The sequence below is a fragment of the Dysgonomonas sp. HGC4 genome (assembly GCF_001261715.1).
GTDB lineage: Bacteria > Bacteroidota > Bacteroidia > Bacteroidales > Dysgonomonadaceae > Dysgonomonas_A.
Map to the genome: position 1 here is coordinate 53381 of NZ_CVRU01000150.1, position 20083 is coordinate 73463.

Consider the following 20083-nt stretch of genomic DNA (forward strand, 5'->3'; position numbering starts at 1 on the left):
GTTCAAGAAATACATTTAGAATTACATTCTAATTCGCTTTTTCGTTAAACAAAGTATTTATAAAGTGGTCTTTGTGCAAATTGAAAATATAATCCTCCATCTTTATGTCTTGAAGAATCTTAGTGACAGATTCTCTATCATAAGGTGTATTTATCAACAATTTAAATATACCACCAATATCTCCAATAAGAAAATAATCTCCTACAATATTAATATCCTTGATTATATTATTTTTGATTTCTAATCGAATTTCTATCTCACCGGCTTCATTATAATCTTTCTTTATTAGCGTATAACGTGGGTTATTACCAAAAATAAACTCCTCACTCAGATATTCTTTTTCTATTTCTTCAATCTTCACTATTTCTTCTTCGGTAAGCATTCGCTCACTATCACAAAGATGAGTTCTAACAAAAGTTTTAAAAGCTTCGATATCCATATCAAAATGCTCCGAGAGGTTTGTTACCCTCTTCCTTACAGACTCTATGCCCTTAGAAATTAATTTCTGGTTATTGGGAGTTATTGACAAAACAAGCTTTTCCAAATCGGTATTAAATAACATAGTACCATGTACAATGCTTTTTCCCGATGCTCGATAAAAAGCATTTCCCGAAACTTTCTTTTCGTCTACCGTAATATCGTTTCTGCCTGAAGCAATAGCGTTTATACCCAATTGTTGTAATGTGTGTGAAACTCTTTGAAGGTATTTACTGAAGGTAAAGCTTACATTAAAATCTTTGGTAATATACGAAAACATGATATTACTAAAATCGGCATATACACACCCTCCTCCCGATTTACGACGATAAGTTTCAATTCCGTTTGCCTTTACATAATCCAAATTTACTTCGTTCTCCATCAACTGATTTCGACCAAAAATAACTGTTGGATTTACTTGCCACATAAAAAAACATTCCTCTTCATCGAGAAAGCGTGCAACATACTCCTCCATGGATAAGTAAAAGGATAAGCGTCTTATTTTGTCTTCTGGTAAAGCTATATATATCATGTTTAATGTAAATAGTTAATAAAAAGGTCTGGAACCTTGAAATTATAAATTTACATAAAGTTTTTATATATCACATTTATAAGAGGAAATATATCGGAAGAGGATGTTTATGAAGAGATAATTTGTAGAAGCTGAGAAATCATAATAACATACCAAGCTTTCAATTTCTTTGTTAAGATAAAGAAACTGAAAGAAAAACATTATCTATACTAATAAAGAGACTACAGTATTAAAATTAGCCTATACCCCGTTGATAATTTCTATAAGCAATAGGAGTAAATCCTGTTTTTTTCTTGAAGATAGAAAAGAAATGTTCTGTTGAGTTATAGTTCAACTCAAAAGCAATCTCTTTGACCGATTGAGATGTTTCAGCCAGAAGATGTTTTGCCTGATTGATCTTCAATTCCTGAAAGTATTGAGTGGGGGCATATCCTGTATAATTTTTAAAGACCTTGCGAAACCATGAATAGCTGACATTCAGTTTTTCGGCAATTTGCTGTGGTGCAACATCTTTATAGATATTTTCAGACATGATAATCTTAGCCCTCTCTATTTTCTGATATATTTCGGCATTTTCGGTTACTATATTTTTCGAGACTGATAGTACTTTACCTAGAATATGCAGCACAAGTCCCGCAAGATATTGCTGAGTAGCAATTTTGTCCTCTTTAGCCGTTTCAATAGCACGAGAAAAGAGGTTCACCAAATTATCTTGAAACCCAACTTCTAGCACAGGGTTTTCTTTGGTAAAAAAAGATGCTTGAACCAGATTGTCTATCATAGGCCCCTCAAAACCAATATAATATTCGTTCCACCCACTATCAGAGAGCGGGCTATAAGTATGCCACTGATTAGGAAAAAGCATTATGAGGCAACCCTTTTCTACCCGTCTTTTCTTTGTAGAATCGGACTCAAAAAAGCCTTCGCCCTTTGTTATATAAAGTAATTGATATTCACGAAGGACACGACCTTTAGCTGTATTAAAAAAGTAGTCGGACGGATGGTTTGTCAAAGGATATTTTCCTCCTTTTTGAATAGGCTGAAATCCTACTGTATTCACCCATAGCCCAAATTGCTTATCGCGCTCGCTAACCAGTAAGTATTTAAAGTTAACTCCAAAATCATTAAGGCGTATCATAGGTATATAAGATTAAGAGCTCAATACAACAATGAATCAAGCTCTTAAAGGTATTATTTTTTTATCACAATCTTGTCATACTGATCGTCTGCTGATATCTCTGAATACTTAATTGCATCTGACATTTCGACCAAAGCTCGCAACACCGGGCCTTCTCCCATAGGAGCATTCTCTTGAGTTTTTCTATTATAATAAAATGATAATGAGGGCATAATACCCGTACCCACACAAATTGAAGTAACATCGCCATCATCACTCATCTTTGTCATCATGCCCTTCAAACCCTGCTCTGCAACATAAATAAAATCTTTACCTATCCAGCCTTCTCTCACTCCTCGGGCAATACCAAATACAAACATGGCAGTACCTGTTATCTCTTCATACGAATCTGTTTTATCCAATATCTGATACCACAAACCATTCTTTCCCTGATAACGGGCTACTCCGCTCACTTGTTGTTTGAAATTTTCGATCAAAGCCTGTCTCTTAGGATGATTTTTAGGTAGCATGGTCAACAGGTCGGCTTGTGCCATTAAAATCCACCCATTGGCTCTAGACCAATGCGCAACACCATGCTCATCGGTGTCTGTATGATAGCAATGATAATAGATTTGTTTTTCGGGATGCCATAGATATTTTGTATAATTCAAAACCTGATTGGCTGCATCATCAAAATACTTCACATCACCGGTCATTTTACCCATACGGCAAAGAAAGGCTACTCCCATGAACAAGTCATCTGCCCATATTGTATTTTCATGAGGCCACAGACGAGCTATCGTTCCATCATCAAGACGAGGCTCTGCATACATCAAATGATCGTTAGTCTCATTTATGTAATTGAGAAATGCCTTATTCGGCTTACGCATTTGAAGCTCAATCAAACTAGCCCCCATTGGTCCGTTGTCATCCAACCGTTTAGCTCTGAATATCATATGCCATGTCAGTTTACGAATAGCTCTCCAACCTCCTTCGCTAAATGCCTCATCGTATTGTTTCTTAAAGAAGTTCAGATTATCTTCATCAAAAACGAAGTTCATATTCTTGAAAACATAATCTTCGTATTTCTTTGACTTGATTTTATCTGCAAGTTCTAACAAAGCTATATTCAGAACTCCATTTGTATAATGCCAGTCATTATACTCATTCTGCACTTTAATATCCATTGAAAATGGGACATTCTTCAGACTGGTATAGGTTTGCTCTGTCTTTGTATTGACAAAAGTATAAGGTGTCTCCGATATGATTCTGTCAGCAATAGCTATTGCTATTTTATCTGCAGGTTGAGTAGCTTGAGAGTAAGTTGCTATTGTCGTAATAAGAGCAAAGGCAACTAGTATTAGTTTTTTCGACATAGGGTTAACATTGTTTCTTAATGAAATAATAGGGAGAATTAAAAAAGGACAAATCTGAGCATCAGCTCAAATAGAGCGAACACACAGGTTTGTCCCTATATTATTCAAAATACGAGGTTTTACACCTTACTTATTTGGGTAAATTGAAAGCCTCTTTCAAAGCTTGCATATCTGCCATAGAAGTACCTTCGGGTTCGAAGCCCATAGATTTAGCAGTCAGATATATTTGTGCCGATTTCGACAGGGTATCCACCATATCGAATGCTTCCATTATGTTTTCACTAACAGAACATACGCCATGTTTTTCCCACATTACAACATCGTAGTTTTCCAATTCTTTAACCGTAGCCTCAGCCAACTCAATAGAACTAGGCATCAGATAAGGTATAATCCCTAATCCTTTAGGACAGAAAGCTCTAGTTTCGGGAATCATACTCCAGAGAAGATAAGTAAGCTTATCTTTTTCCAAGAATTTCTTATTATGAGTCATAGCAATCAAATCAATAGGATGCGTATGTAACGCCGCCTTATAATTAGATCCACTACCAATCATATAATCGTGCATCGACAAATGCGATGGTAATTCTGATGTAGGGCGAACGGGATTGTCTGCAATAATTTCGTAGCTGTTACAATCGTCTCCGATACGAATTACTGCACCGTTTTCCATAGGCCAGCGTGCCAAATCACGCATACGCATATTGGTTCCCTTACAGAAGAAATAACACCCTTTCAAGTTTGGAAGAACTTTTCCAATCACATATTTTTCACTAATTGGTTTTAGATTTCTGATTTCGTCGTCAACCAGATCAGTGATATTTATTGTTATATTTCCTCCATTACGTTCAGCCCATCCTTTTTGCCAAAGGTAGCCTGCTACTTCCGCAACTTCCCATACTTTTTTGGACAGTTCAGGACGATTATCTAATATTGATTTCATTTAGTTTACAATTTTAAGGTCACAGACCTGTTTAATTAGAATTATTATTTATAAGACATCTCACAACAGGTTAGGCAACACTAATGAAAATATAAGTATAGCCATACCCAATACGAGTACCATAATTGTTTTCTGACCTGTACCTTTCCATTCTTTCAGAACAATTCCCCAGATATTGCTGCATATCACATTGAGCGACATAAGTATACTCCACGAGAAGGCAATCATAATACTACCCGGTTCGAAGAAGCTTTTACCCATTCCCAATGCAAAAAACTGAGAATACCATAATATACCCGCCAAAGCACAGAATAAAGTATTCCGCACCAATAAACCCGAAGGTGTAGTAAATATTTGTCCCGAAGTACCATTCTTTTTATTCTGCCATACGCAATATATAAGGTTGGTAAGAAATCCTCCGATTGTAACCAAAAGAGTTACGGGATTTTGAGCAAAGAAAGAACTTGCTCCAAGTTCCATTACTCTTTGCTGAATAGGTTCACCCGCATTCAACCCCAAGCTGAAACAGGCACTCATCACACCTGCAAGCAGAGCTACAAGCAATCCTTTTTTCAGGGCAAAGTCTTTGACAGCTTTTTTCTTTTCCTCTTCGGTCATATCTTTCGACCTTAAAGAACCCGCATAACCAATCGTTGTGATACCTGCCAAAGTGATGCAAACACTTATCAGGAGAATTACTCCATCGCCCGACAGCAAATCGTTACCGCTAAGCACAGCAGGAATAAGTGTTCCGAAAGCCGAGCAAGTACCCAAGGCGATAGATTGACCTAATGCCACTCCCAGATAACGCATACTCAACCCGAAAGTCAAGCCTCCAATGCCCCATAAAACACCATAGAAAATGGTTTTCAGAGTAGCAGCAGATTCTATCGAATATACGTCAATTAACGACTGGAAGTTTGTAGCCAATAAAGCTCCCAAAAAAGGGAATACTAACCATGCAAACACCCCTTGTATCAACCAGAAATTTTCCCAAGACCAATCTTTGACCTTATTAATGGGAACGTATGAGCTGGATTGACCCAAACTTCCTATCGCAATTATAATTAAACCTATTAATGTATTCATCGTTTAGATGTTACCTCTTTTTCGTATTGCTGAACCATCGGAATAAAATCTTCGCCCACAGCAATGTTATTTTTCAAGCAGAAATAATCCCATACCGCATTCCAAGGAAGACCTTTAGACTCTTCAAGAAGTGCAAGTCTTTCGAAATATTGTCCTTTCGACTCGTATTCACGAAGGATATTTAGTGGTTCAAGCAATGCTTGAAGGAAAGCTTTTTGAGTAGCTCTGATACCGATTACATATGCACCGATACGGTTGATGGATGCATCGAAGAAATCGAGACCGATATGTACTCTTTTCAAAGCATCTGCTCTTACTATTTCTTTAGCAAGATCGATAGTTTCATCATTCAAGATAGCCACGTGATCCGAATCCCAACGTACAGGACGACTTACATGCAGCATAATCTCAGGAGTATAAAGTAATAGAGACGAAATCTTATCGGCAACACTTTCCGACAAATGGAAGTGACCTGTATCTAATGTTACCATTTTTTGGTTTTTCACACCATATCCCATATAGAAATCATGAGAACCAACCGTGTAACTTTCCAATGCTATACCAAACAATTTCGATTCGATGCAATCTTTCATATTATCATACTTGGTAGCAAATATATTATCCAGCGATTGCTCTAATATCTGACGGTATTTGTAACGGTTTACAGTAATATCTTTACTTCCATCGTGTATCCATAAATTCATAATACAAGGGTCGTTTTGAAATTTACCCATTGCCTCCGATATGGCACGTGAACGTTTTGTATGCTCGATCCAAAATTCACGGATCGAATTATCAGGATTAGCAAGCGTTAAATCTCCACTCTTAGGATGTCCGAACGAGCTTGAATTGAAATCCAGTTTCAGATTCTTTTCTTTCGCCCAATCCATCCAGCTTGTAAAATGCTCGGGTAGAATTTGGTCTCTATCAACAGCCTTTCCTCCAAAATCTCCATATATGGCATGTAGATTGAAACGATGGTTACCACCTACATATTTCAACACTTCTTCAATATCGGCACGGACTTCATCTATATTACGGGCTCTTCCGGGATAGTTTCCCGTAGCCTGAATACCGCCACCACCCATATTTCCGAGATTCTCGAAACCAACCACATCATCCGTCTGCCAGCAATGAAGCGATATTGATATTTCCTGAATTTTTGCTAGTATTTTATCAACATCAACACCAACTGCCGCATAACGTTCTTTTGCGATTTCGTATGCCTTTTCTACTAATACTTCTTTTTTCATGGTCATTTATTTTTTAAGGTCTCAGACCTATTTGTTATTCTTTTATTTACTTATCTGCAAATATTTTACATATGCTTTATTCCACACCTCAGTATCTTGAGGTAAAAATATTTCGGGATGTACCGAATTATTTATCACCGCCCTCATATCCGATAAATTATTCACCAAATTCAGAGCTTTTGCTTGCAACATAATATTGCCAATGGCTGTAGCTTCCGATGGTCCTGTTATAATAGGCACATTCAACGCATTGGCAGTAAACTGATTCAACAAGTTATTCTTAGAACCACCTCCAATTACATGCAGTTTTTTGATCTCGAAAGGAGCTAATTCCTGTAGATGATCAAATATCTCTTTATATCGTAATGCCAGACTTTCGAATATACAGCGAACATATTCACCGATAGTTTGAGGCGTTGGCTGACCTGTATTTCTACAATAATTACTTATTGCTTTCGTCATTACTGTCGGATTGGAAAACACATCAGCATCGGGATTCACCAAACATTTGAACGGTTCGCTCTTTGATGCCTGCTCAATCAAATCGGGATAAGTGAGATTGGCATCCCATTCTTTACGACATTGCTCTAAAAGCCACATACCACATATATTCTTAAGGAAACGGATTGTACCGTCTACCCCACCCTCGTTTGTGAAATTGAGATTGTATGTCTTTTCGTTTATAATAGGCTCTTTTAGCTCAATTCCCATTAATGACCACGTTCCCGAACTCAGATAAGCAAAGCATTCATCCTCGGCAGGCACTGATGCAACCGCCGAAGCTGTATCGTGCCCTGCAACCGCCACAACGGGAATACTTTCAAGCCCTGTTTGCCTGCATATAGATTCCGATAAGCTTCCGATTACCGTTCCGGGTAAAACAAAACGTCCGAATTTTTCTTTATTAAGACCAACTTTTTCGAGCAATTCGCAATTCAGTTCTTTTTTATAAGGATTCATAGCCTGAGATGTCGAAGCTATCGTATACTCCATTACCACCTCACCTGTAAGCAAATAGGATAAAGCATCGGGCATGAATATAATCTTATCAGCCTCTTTCAACAAAGTGGCTTCATTTTTATTAAGTGCAAAGAACTGAAACAACGAATTGAAATTCATTATCTGAATCCCTGTTGCTGCATACACATCCTTACGGGGAATAAGCTTAAAAAAATTCTCAGGAGCATCTACTGTATGAGGATCACGATACGCATAAGGCATCCCTATAATTTCCTTATTTTTATCAATGGCTATAAAATCGACGCCCCAAGTATCTATACCTATCGACGATATCTTGATTCCTTCCTGAGCAACTTTCTTCAAACTGAGAAGAATCGACTCATAAAGCGATAATATGTTCCAGTAAAAATGACCGTTTACTTCAATCAGAGGATTAGCAAAACGGGTTAATTCTTCAATTTTGAGGACTCCGTTATCGAGAGTACCAAGTATAGTGCGTCCGCTTGATGCCCCTATATCAACTGCCAGAAAGTTTTGTGTATTCATTTATTTAGATTTAAGGTCTATCCTTTTAAGTGAATAAAAATTTATTGAGTAAAGCAAATGTAGTGCCTCTTCTCATTTATACAGATAGTGTATTTGAGACAAAGACTACAGGTTTTGTCACTTTTTATATATCAATTTCACCCCTCCCGTTTTAGTATCTGAGCCTATTTTCAGTTGGTTATCGTTGTAAGGTGAAGAAATTACTATATTTATTGATCTTGATCCTGAAATATCAAATACCGTAAGCAATTTAGAATCTGTAGTAAAGCCTTCAACTTTTACATTACTGACATTTCTTAAAGTCAGAGCAGCACCTTCTTGTGGATAAATATTTACATTTTTCAATGTTATATTTTTCGATTCCATGATTTCCGCTCCTAATTGTGAATGAATAACCACATTCTCCACATTAATATTATCAATATTATGTTCAGGCAATCCATAGAAATACATGGCTTTGCGTGCATTACTACATGTTACATCTTTTATAAATATATTTCGGAAAGTTGGTGTAGTAATACTTACAGGAGGTATCACTTCGGTTACAGGCTCAGCATCGTTATCTTCTAATGTTTCTACGACCGATTTGCCTCCATAATAAAGGTTGAAGTGGATAGGCTCGGTTGAAATATCGATCATACTTATATTGGTAATGTATATGTTTTCGACAACTCCGCCACGTCCTCTGCTGCTTTTGAATCTCAAACCCACATCTGTTCCTAAAAACTGACAGTTGGAAACGGATATATTCCGCACTCCACCTGACATTTCACTGCCGACTACAAAACCGCCATGCCCTTTAAATACGGTACAATTATCTACAATTACGTTTTCGCAAGGAATATTTCGTCTCAAACCATCTTCATCTTTACCCGATTTTATACAAATACCATCATCACCCACATCGAAAGTACTGTTGACAATGATCGCATTTTTGGACGATTCCAAATCCAAACCATCCCCATTTTGAGCATAAGACGGGTTTCTCACCTGAATCCCATCGAGAATAACATTTTCGCACATAAAAGGATGAATATTCCATGCAGGCGAATTTTGGAAAATTACTCCTTGCAGATATACATTTTTACATTGCTGAAAACTAATCATCACAGGGCGAAGAAAGTCCCGTACCGAAGCCCATTCGGCTTCGGTCTTTAAATTTCGGGGTACATTCATATTACTGATAGTATCGCCATGCAAGTATTGAGCCGAAGGCATCCAATAGTCATCACGCTTAAATACTCCTCCTTTAGAAGTGGTACTTTTCCAGAAACTATCCGATACTTTTTGCTTTTTCAGAGGTCTCCAATAATGACCATTACCGTCAATCGCTCCGCTTCCTGTTATGGCAACGTTTACCAAATTTCTGCCCGAAACCGGCGATTGACACCTGCGTGTATCGAACCCTTCAAAAACCGTTTCAACCAAAGGGTATAGATTTTTATCGGGCGAAAAAAGAATAATCGACTTATCTTCCAAATGCAGATTAATATTGCTTTTGAAAACAATAGGTCCTGTCAGCCATACACCCGAAGGCACAGTTAATTGCCCACCGCCCTTAGCCGCCAAAGCACTTATCGCCTTTGCAAAAGCTTCTGTATTTAAAGCTATTCCATCGCCTATTCCGCCAAAATCTGTAATGGATACTTTGTTGGCAGGAAAAGTCGGACGAGCCAATTTAGGCATCTCAAAAGGTAGATTTTCATATAGATATTCATATCCTCCCTCTTCTTTCGCAAAGAGATTAGAAACAGATACAACGAATAAGGTTATTATAATTACATGTTTTTTCATAGTCATTTCAAGCTTTCAATAGTCAAAGGAGTTAAGGTTACAGGACCTAGTAAACCCGAAGGGATTGTTTCCCATTCTGAATAATCTCCTTTTTGATAATCGATTTTTACAAAATTTATTTCCTTGAATATTCGCCAATCAACTTTTTGTCGGTCATATTCAGAAATACGATTTGCCGGTAGATTAGTTACTTCAATTTCAATTCGGTTATTACCTTCTTTCAGGTATTTACCAACCTTGGTTTTAAAAGGAACAGCCCAAAGGGTTGCCACATCTTGACCATTTATTCTTACCCGAGCACTCTCGCGGACATCGCCAAGATCTAACTCCCATTCATCACTCTGTATCAATGGTAAGTTAAATTCAGTAGAATATAAGGCTGTTCCCATATTTGTTTTAAGATCAGGATGATCTAGTTCGGTCCATGATCCGAGTTTGTTTAATTTAAATTGATTGGTGATCGCAGGACTACTTTCTAAAAACGTCATTGTCCAATCTCTATTCTGCATTATAGATAGATTTTGAGGAGTGTAATAATTCCAATCGGCAACATTCGTTATCTTCTTATCGAATGTTTTCAGTATAATCGATTGCCCTGATTCGAGTTGCAGATATACTTGGGTTTTATTTCCTTCTCTACGAATCTTAGCCAATCCCGATTTTCCATCCATCGGATTAAAAAACATCGCACTTTCGGCATCCACACCCAAAGTTATCCAACCACCTGTATCTTCGGCTTTAAGTGCCGAAATGAAATAATGATAACCATCGCCATTGCTTCGCCTGATATATTGTAGACCGTCTAAGGTTTTCATTTCTTCTTTCTGAATATGGCAAGCATCCAACGTTTTAGCATAATCCGATCCTGTTATTATTTGTCCTTTACCCAATGTTTGGGTATTCACTTCTGCAAATAATCCTGCCTTAGAAATCTGATTTATAAGCTTTACTAATTCTGCTCTTCGTTTGTCTAAATTCTTAAATCCGGGAACATCATTCGGATACTTTTCTATAAAAACAATTTTTGCTCCGCCCCTCGCTAATTTCAATAAATGTGATAATGTTTCAATCGGCATTTTCTCGGCAGAGGGTACAATTATAGCTTTGTATGTTGTATTGCCCGATGTGACAAGCTTACCATCAACAACCTGTGTCGATAGTAAATAGTTATCTGAAATATAATCGACATCATATCCTGAGTTCACAATATTATTTACAGCCGAAATAAACTGAGGTGCACGTTGCTGCATCTTATGAATATCGAACATCAACAACCGTCCGTCTTGCTCGTGCCACATATCATACACAGGGAAATAAAGCAGAAAATCGTTATCTGGTTTACCCTCTTGCAGAAAAGACTGACATCGGGTGATATACTCAAAAAAGGCATCTGCATCTCTCCAAATACTATTGGTGGATGACATATCTACCGAAGCATAAAATTTCCAACCCGGCCATTTAGCTTCTTTGGGCGAATAGGTTGTTCCATGGAAAAAGATGTGATTCACTCCCGAAAGAAACAGTAGATCTAAATCGGGTTTACATTGAGAAAGTGAAGTTCTAAAATGCTCGGTCAACCAAGTAAATGTTTCGGAACTCGTATATATTTTTCCTGTAAGATGTGCACCCGAAGAGGCATATTTAAGCATCGATAGATCAGAATCATTTATCTTTTTTATCGAATCTTTCCGAAGTCCTTTTATCTGAAAATCGGATATACCAAACGATTCACATTCGGGAATATCTACAGTTGCATACAAATCGATCAGATTTCCGGGTGATCCGTGTGCCTGATTTCGGGTAGTACTGCCATGCTGATGTGCCCAATTTGTCCACTGATGGGTAAAATTTTCAAGAAGTAGATCAGCCAGAGTTTCTCTATAATCGGCAATTATACGTGCTGTTGCATCTGTTCTTTTTGGGGAGATAAATTCGGGCAAATAATTTTCTAATTTATACCCTCTTCTCTTCTCAAATTGTTCAAATAGATCGGGAGTCCAATCACCTCCGTATACTTCATACGAATCGTTAAAGAAAGAATTAGGATAATTAGCATTATTATCCTGAAAGGCTTTTGAAAGCCGAGTCAAATAATTTGAAACAGCCGTTTTCGAAAAATGATTCATCACCAATCCTTCACCTCCCGGAGCAGCCCGTTTTACCTGCTGCAATGTTTTTCCATTGAAAACAGCTATCAATCGCCAGTTACCTTTGGGTGCAGTCCATGAAAGTGTATTGTTTTTTACATTAGAAGTAAGATCTAATTTATCTCCTTTATCCGAAAAAGCCATCAAACGATAAAAGGTTGCAATTGCCTTTTGATTTTCATCTTTTACTTCTATTTTTTCATTTAATTGTTGTCCGCCTTGCAAGCTATATTCCTCGAATATAACTTTTGTTGCAGCATCTTCTATATTTACATGAGGTCCACCGAAAGGCCAGCCCGTGCCACCATTCATATCTATTTTCAAGCCAAATTGATTGCCTTGTGCTTCCGTATATTTAAGCATCTCCATCCAACGAGGCGACAGGTATTGAATCTCATTTGCCTCATTGTTCTGCACACCATATATAGGGGTGATTTCGAGCCCCCCTATGCCTTTACGGGCATATTCGCTCATATTATAAGCAAGATTATCTTTATCGACGGCACTCCCCATCCACCACCAACGTGCTGCGGGTTTCATCTCAGATTTTATTTGCGGCCAGCTTGTTTGTTGTGCGAATAAACACAACGAAACTATGCTGAATAAGCAGAGTATAGTGTTTTTCTTTTTCATTCGCCCTAATAAGGTTTCAAACCGATTAAGTAACAATTAGTATTTAAGATAATATCATATAGCCATAACTATCAGTTATACTTATATTTGCCGAAATAGCAAATATATCTGTCCCCCCTTTTACTTGCCCAATTGTAAACATCCCATAATAAATGGTCCTGTTGCTTTGGCATCATTATCCCGAATACGTTCGTTAACATAGTATTCGAAACTTCCGTCACGATAGGGATTACCTCCAAGACCTGATACTGCACAACATTTCGTTAAAGTCAATGTTCCGTCTGCATTTTTCACAATCAGATTTTTCATCAATCCATTGTAAGCCCTTTCGGCAACAGCTTTATACTTTTTGTCGATATACCCTTCGTTAACAGCCTTAGCGTAAGAATACATAAACATAGACGATACGGATGCTTCAAGATAATTGCCTTGCTTATTGCCTTTGTCCAAAACTTGATACCAAAGTCCTGTTTTATCCTGATATTTGGGTAAAGTTTCAGCCAATCCGTTTATTATTCTGATAAGTTCGCCTCTCTGAGGGTTTTCTTGGGGGATAAAATCCAAAACATCCACCAAAGCCATAAACCACCATCCGATACTACGTCCCCAAAAGTTAGGTGATTGACCTGTTACCTTATTTGCCCAAAGCTGTTTTTTGCTCTCGTCCCAGGCATGATAATAAAGCCCCGTTGCAGGGTCATAAGTATGTTTAGCACATATCAAAAATTGATTAATAACATCTTCAGTCCATTCGGGTTTATTAAATGTGATAGCATACTGAGCCAAAAACGGAGAACCCATATACAAACCATCCAACCAAATTTGATGCTGATAGATAAGTTTGTGCCAAAATCCTCCTTCGAGAGTACGGGGATGAACACTCATTTGTTTTACCAACCTGTCCATAGCCAACTTGTATTTTTCATCTCCTGTTTGCTTGTAAACATCAAACAGAATTTTTCCCGAATTAATATAGTCGATATTATAAGTTTCTACTTTATAAAGATATATTTCTCCTAAATCGTTGATAATGGTATCAGCCCATTGCACCACATAATCTAGATATTTTTTATCGGCTGTTTGCTTCCAGACATCAAGCATCGCCTGACATCCTAACCCTTGGGAATACCCGAAATAAAGTCCTTTACCATGATCTAATTGCCATGCTTGAGGAAAACGTTTCATTTCGGAATCGGCAAAAAGGATTCCTGTTTTTTGCGAATAAGCTGATTGTATTGTAAATAAAGCGATCAGTATTAGGAATAAGTTTCTCATAAATATTTTATATAGGTTACAGTTTATAAAACTACAAAATGCTTATCCTTTCAAAATAAGCATTTTGATCTTTATTGTATGACTTTTGACTGTCGTCAACTCATCTTACCACCGTTACAGCCATTAATCCGATTACAACTTCGTTGGCTACCGCCTTTACTTCGATGTTCTTTAATTCCTTTTGAGGATTTAAAGGCAGATCGAGAATTATTCCTGCACCACCGTCAATAGTGCGACCATAGACCTCAGTAGGACTTATTTTGAAATTGGTTTCCAGATCACGGCTTACCACTGCTGTTTTAAAAACAACACGATAAGGGCGAGGCTGTTTCGATCTGAATGCTTGCCCATCTATAAAGAAATCCTGTTCGATAGGTGCCCATGTTTCAGGGTTTATCAATTCTAAAACCTCTTTTGCTCCATCCTGATAATTAATTGTAACAGTTCCGTTTACGACATGACATTGCATGTGGTTGGTACTTCCCGCCATCATCAGATAAGCATGAGATGCTTTACCCGTCAAAGGTGCTGATAACTGATTGGGGTAATTATCCCATAAAGTGGTAAAAGCAATATTATTAGCTTTTGGTTCACCTTGAGTCCGAAATGGAACACCGAATGGTGTCATAAATAGATTTCCGTTGGTTACTTTCCGCAGACCTGAATCATCTATATTAGCAGTCATTGTTGGGTGACACCACTCTCCTATTCCTTGTTTCGGCACTTGCAATGTTGTATAGGGTGAACGGGGTGTCAGATATTCATTCTTAAAAATCTGAGTAACCGAAGCATTCAGTACATTATCGATGTTTATAGTCTCGTAATTAGGCGATTGATTCCTTAAATTCCAATTAATTAGATTCGTTCTATAAATAATTTTTCCATTTTCAAGTAATTGCAATACGTTTGTTCCCAATCTTGCATTCTTTTCTGGAATCGTAATTAAGTTGGATATTTCTCCCTGTTTTATAATTAACGGCTGAACTGAATTATTTATAAGCAATTGTACATTCAAATCGTGATTCAGATTATTTTTCACTGTAAATTGTAAATTGGTAGCTTCGGCATCATAATCAATAGAAACAGGTTCTTTTATTTCTATATCGATAGGTTGCCACCATGTCATTTGTCCTTGTTTTAATTGAGCAAATAATGTACGATGTCCTAACTCCCCATTCAATCGGCCAGTAACACTATTAGCTTTTGATTTTATACTCAATAATACATTTTGAGGATCATATATTTTCTGGATTTTTGCTTTAGTTGATAGATTCCAATTCTCACCATTTACACCGTTTGAGATATACGAGGGCTGATCTAATTTACTTCCACCCCACTCTATTTCTACTGTATAACTAGTTGATGGTTCGCTTTCAATCTTAATGAGAGGCTGTCCAACACTTTCTTCTAAAGACCACTTTTGAGGTTTACCATTTACTTTTACAGACAGTATATTCTCTCTTTGAGCCTTTAGTCGTAGATCGAGATTCAATGATTTTTCGAACTTACTATTGATAATATATGTATCAAAATTGCCTTTTCTTTTAAAATCAAAATTGATATCAGGAGTCGAAACAGAGGCATAATCCCAAGCAGAAGGAAAACCCGGACGGATTTCCAAACGATCGTTCATTGCATCGGGTAAAATCCCGAAAAGCCCTTGAATAAGTGCCCTCGAATATACTCCTATGGGATCGCCAAAATCACGGTAACACTCGCCTCGTGCAGCATCATAAAAGCTTACCTGCCCGATATTTCCGGGACTACCGCCCAGATACATACCATCCAAAACTGAACTTTTGAATAGTTTAAAAGCCTCATCATTCCTACCAGATTGCCAGTATGCCAAACTAGTATGAGCCACCTCCGCAAAAGCCACATTATTAATAGACCACGAATAAGGTAACCAATTAGTTGTCGAAATTGTCTGATACCCCTCATCATCCAATCCCCTAGCTAAAACGGGAATGTGTGGAATCTGAGTATCAATGTATCGTGTTGCCTGATAAGCTTGGAAAGGTGTATGAATATCCGAATCTATGGCATGATAAACCGTCCAAACGGCAGCATTGGGATGGATCATTTTATTGCCCATAAAGTCTTTGTATTCTGCCCACCATCCTTTATTATCAATCCATAATTGCGAATTAATAGCTTTCAGAATTTTGTTTGCCTCATCGGCATTAGGCTTAGGGTCTTCTCCTATTTTTGAAGCAATTTGAGCTGCCATTTTATTAGCCCTATAATTATAGGCTGATGAATGCGTCACACTACCACTATTATATTGCAGTGCATCACTCGCCCAAATACTGGCATAAGCATCATAAAGACCATCGTCATTGGGATCGAAGTTTCGTTTCTCCCAAGCCAAATGACTTTTCAATACAGGCCACATTTTACGTACATAATCCATATCGCCTGTCCAGTTGAAATGCCAGAGCAATTCATCAATATAACAGAGATTCATGTCATAATGATGCATCTGATTCGTGCTGTACTGATTACGGGTAATGTAACCGTTACTATACATTTGTGTACCCCAGATCTTTTCGGCTCGTGCCAAATTGAGTTTTTGATCTTGCGAAGGATGCGGAATAGTCGGTTCAACGTTTGTAATCTGCGAAGCTGCATATCCATCAAAATGCTTTCTGGCTCTATCGTGCCAACCAATAACGTCGCCCACATAAGCCGCACGCCATCCGTTGAGAGGTATACGCCATCCTACAGCACCGTGTTGCCAACAATCGGGATCCCAAATACCATCGGCAGCAATACTTAAAATGCCTCCCAATGTATTGAAATAGGGATCAGGTGTATTTATTTTTACTGTTTCTGATATTGATTTTCGTTTAGTTTCGGCATCTTCAAAACATTTCTTTAATTCTGCATAAAGAAGCTTCTTATCTTTATCATTCTGAATAGCAATATAATAAGTATTAGATGAATGTAGAGCTGTTTTAGAAATCACAATCGGCTTATTTTCAACAACAAGCGATTTCCAGACATTCAAAGGTGTTGTCATAACATACGGAGAAACTAGTTTCAATTCCGAATTTTCGGGATATACACCTGCTATTTTTTGTGATCCCCCCTTTGTTTCCTGACCATATTCCAAAATAAACGAATTGCCATTTATCGCAAATTCGTTATTTATGCAAGCATCGGGATGCAAGCCAAAAGCATTGGGATCATCCACTCCTAAATCTCCGTTTCTGAAAAAGCGTTTATTGCTTGCCCCTCCAAAAGTAGTTATCAGTTCTACGCCAGCAGGAATATTTTCAGATTCTATTTTCATTATCAGCCCCTCGGCATCTGCCATTGCCAATACTGAAATGGTTAGTTTTCCCGATTGAATAAAGAGATCTTTTATCTCATAAATCCGACTACCTGCACGATAAATAGACTTAATATATTCCGCATTATTCAACCAAAGACTTTTACCGTCCTTGATTAATCCCAATTGCATATTTCCTCCCATGTTTGGCATGAAAAAACCAAATTCGGGTAAATCGCCTGTTTCTATGCGGAAAGCAGTATTTGTTCCGTATAATGCCCGATTGAATTTCTTATCTCCATTTACAATGATAAGGTCTTGCCCTTCGGGAGTATATCGTAGTTTTCTTTCTTTTCCATGCCAATATCCCTGAGGTTGTCCCAAGATATTTACATAAGAAAAAAGAAGTAAAGAAAGTATCAGGACAAAGTGTCTCATATTATATGGTTTAAGGTTTAAGCAGGGGCGAACCTATGTGTTCGCTCTATATAGGGCAGACACATAGGTCTGCCCTTACAACGAAAACACCCTACGTTTTACGGCATAGGTTTTAAACCCTCCCAAACCACATTCCAAGTTCCATCTTTTGGAAATCCGGGAGTTTCTTCTTTATTTCCATCCCATCCGGCACACATCATGGCTACGGCCGTTAACAATCCGCCATTTCCGGGAAGATACACTCTTAGGCGTGAATCCTGATAATTATGACCATTTATCAAGTATGTATTTGTTCTTTTATCCATTAATAAAGCTTCGACAGCTTTCTCAGGCTCACCTAAACGGGCGGCACACATAGCTGTCATCGGATAATCCCACCCCCAGGTTTTACCCCAGTTCCAGTTTTCCAGAATCCAATCTAATGTATTTTTCATGTAATCGGGACGTATGAGTTTGTTTTGAGGCAAGACGCCCATAGCTCCCAACACAGCTGGATGATCGGATGTAAAACGAATATCTTTGTATGTATCTACCGCATCCTCAGCAGCAAGATATAAACCATCTAAAGCCGCAAGCGGCGATAATTTATCGATCAACTCATCCCATTGCGGTTTTCTCTTCTCGCCCGATCTTTCTCTCCATTGTTGAGCAACAGACATGGCATAGTGCCAATAAGATAATTCGAAAGGAGGATTAATGGTTTCCGATGCCCTTAAAGATTCTTGGGCAGGGATCAAACCTTTTAATACATAACGTCCTTCTAATTCTTCGTAAGTGGCAAACGACGCCATAAATTCGGCAGTCTCCTGTACTAAGGAGTTGTATTTTTTCAAAACTTCGGGCGAAGGATTGTTTCTGTAAATCAGTTCAGCCATATAAATAAAGTGAGGCTGTTGCCATGCCAAGAAAGAACCAACTTTCGAGGGTGCTTCTATTCCCGAGGGGTCTGTCATTTTCATCCAACGTATACCTTTGAATCCTTGTCTTTCAGCTATAGATTTAGCTACAGGATAAGCCGTTGCGTACCAGTCCATACTGCGTTCCAATAAATCGGTTCTGTTCCACAACGCAAACTGAACAGCATGCCACCAATGCATTTCCAAGTGAAATTTGCCAAACCAACTATTATAAGTAAGTCCTGTTTCCTGTGGCGGGTACATTCCTGCTGATTGAATAGCCATTAGATACTGAGACAGAACAACTCGTCTCTCCAATTCTTTGGCTCTGATATCCGTACATTTTGAGAAATCGACAGCACCGCCTTTTTCCCAAAACGATTGCCAATATTTAGCTGAAGCATCGAAAGCTTCCTTTGCGGTATTTTTTGTTTCTGCCGGATTCTTGTCTGTAAATTCACAGGTGAAAGAAAAGTCTTTGCTTTCGGGGCTCAACACAAAATAATGTGCTTCTTTCCGGCTTACAGATGCTTTTCCCTCCCATTTAACGTTTACATAATAAGTGGTACTGTCCAGCGTACGCTTAAAGACTAAAGATTGATCATCCTGAGCCAATATGTCTGTTTTATGCTTTTCGGGAACCGACCAATCCGAAGCATCATCCGTATGTTTTCCTGTCGGATAGGCAAACTTGAAATTGACTTTCATATTGCCTTTTTTCATCAATTCCGAACTTAAAGCTACAGCAATCTGGTCTTTATCGGGATTACACACCGTTTGAACCGATGCAGTGTCTGAATCCAATTCGAACCGGCTTATAACTGCTCCCCTCCAAAGGTCGAGCGTTTGATTTATACCTTTTATTTCATTCGCTTTTACAATCGTTCCATCCGCATGGGTAAGCTCTAATCCTACATTTCCTAAATGCAGGCGATGAGAGTTTACACGATACCAATCGGCAGCCTCTTTCGGTCTGCCCGGTTCATTGAACTGAACGGCATAAGGTTCTTCCCATCCTCTGAAATTATAGTTTTTCAGTGTTTCTTCGTGCATGAATTTTTCAGGATTAGCAAAACTGTGCCATCCCCATTGAGATTGTGTACCCAACGGAACTCCGGCTGAATAAAGTTCAGGATAAGTTTGTAATCCTGTTGCATCTACCGTAAAAGCAAAATTGCCATTACCAACTGATAAAGAAGATAATTCTTCAAACTCGGTTACTTTCGGGGTGTTTCTCTCTACAAGTGCATATCTGTCTATCTTTTCCTGCTTTCCGGCACTACAAGCAACCAAGAAAGCAGTTAAGGCAATAAAACTCCATTTTTTCATAGTAAAA

Annotated in this window: 11 protein-coding genes and 1 pseudogene; all 12 read right to left on the minus strand. The window is 38.1% G+C overall.

Going from position 1 to position 20083, the window contains the following annotated elements; translation table 11 throughout:
- Positions 1-28: 28 nt before the first annotated feature.
- The 12 genes and pseudogenes from HGC4_RS14525 to HGC4_RS14580 all read right to left on the minus strand — a co-directional run bounded on the left by HGC4_RS14525 (position 29) and on the right by HGC4_RS14580 (position 20076).
- Positions 29-1009, minus strand: coding sequence for a lipoate--protein ligase (locus tag HGC4_RS14525; protein ID WP_050710861.1), 981 nt, complete (start codon positions 1007-1009; stop codon positions 29-31).
- A 235-nt stretch (positions 1010-1244) separates the two neighbouring features.
- Positions 1245-2147, minus strand: a complete 903-nt coding sequence (locus tag HGC4_RS14530; RefSeq protein ID WP_050710862.1) for an AraC family transcriptional regulator — start codon at positions 2145-2147, stop codon at positions 1245-1247.
- Between the two features lie 53 nt (positions 2148-2200).
- Positions 2201-3502, minus strand: a complete 1302-nt coding sequence (locus HGC4_RS14535; RefSeq protein ID WP_050710863.1) for a glycoside hydrolase family 88/105 protein — start codon at positions 3500-3502, stop codon at positions 2201-2203.
- A gap of 130 nt (positions 3503-3632) precedes the next feature.
- Complete coding sequence (rhaD, locus tag HGC4_RS14540) at positions 3633-4442, minus strand: rhamnulose-1-phosphate aldolase (protein WP_050710864.1); 810 nt, start codon at positions 4440-4442, stop codon at positions 3633-3635.
- A 60-nt stretch (positions 4443-4502) separates the two neighbouring features.
- Complete coding sequence (rhaT, locus tag HGC4_RS14545; RefSeq protein WP_050710865.1) at positions 4503-5531, minus strand: L-rhamnose/proton symporter RhaT; 1029 nt, start codon at positions 5529-5531, stop codon at positions 4503-4505.
- A complete protein-coding gene (locus tag HGC4_RS14550; RefSeq protein WP_050710866.1) occupies positions 5528-6784 on the minus strand; it encodes an L-rhamnose isomerase in 1257 nt (418 codons plus the stop codon). The genes rhaT and HGC4_RS14550 overlap by 4 nt, the downstream gene beginning before the upstream one ends.
- Before the next feature lie 42 nt (positions 6785-6826).
- The gene (gene rhaB, locus HGC4_RS14555; RefSeq protein ID WP_050710867.1) at positions 6827-8290 is read right to left on the minus strand and encodes a rhamnulokinase; all 1464 of its coding nucleotides are present in this window, start codon (positions 8288-8290) and stop codon (positions 6827-6829) included.
- 117 nt (positions 8291-8407) lie between these two features.
- Positions 8408-10084 carry a glycoside hydrolase family 28 protein gene (locus tag HGC4_RS14560; protein WP_050710874.1) on the minus strand — a complete coding sequence of 559 codons (1677 nt, stop codon included), beginning with the start codon at positions 10082-10084 and terminating at the stop codon, positions 8408-8410.
- Between the two features lie 2 nt (positions 10085-10086).
- Positions 10087-12864, minus strand: a complete 2778-nt coding sequence (locus HGC4_RS14565) for an alpha-L-rhamnosidase (protein ID WP_050710868.1) — start codon at positions 12862-12864, stop codon at positions 10087-10089.
- A 120-nt stretch (positions 12865-12984) separates the two neighbouring features.
- Positions 12985-14067: pseudogene (locus HGC4_RS14570) on the minus strand (glycoside hydrolase family 105 protein); the annotation flags it as partial.
- Between the two features lie 172 nt (positions 14068-14239).
- Positions 14240-17851, minus strand: a complete 3612-nt coding sequence (locus tag HGC4_RS14575; protein WP_050710870.1) for a DUF4450 domain-containing protein — start codon at positions 17849-17851, stop codon at positions 14240-14242.
- 98 nt (positions 17852-17949) lie between these two features.
- Positions 17950-20076: a hypothetical protein gene (locus HGC4_RS14580; RefSeq protein ID WP_050710875.1), complete on the minus strand. Its 2127-nt coding sequence runs from the start codon at positions 20074-20076 to the stop codon at positions 17950-17952.
- Between the last annotated feature and the right edge of the window lie 7 nt (positions 20077-20083).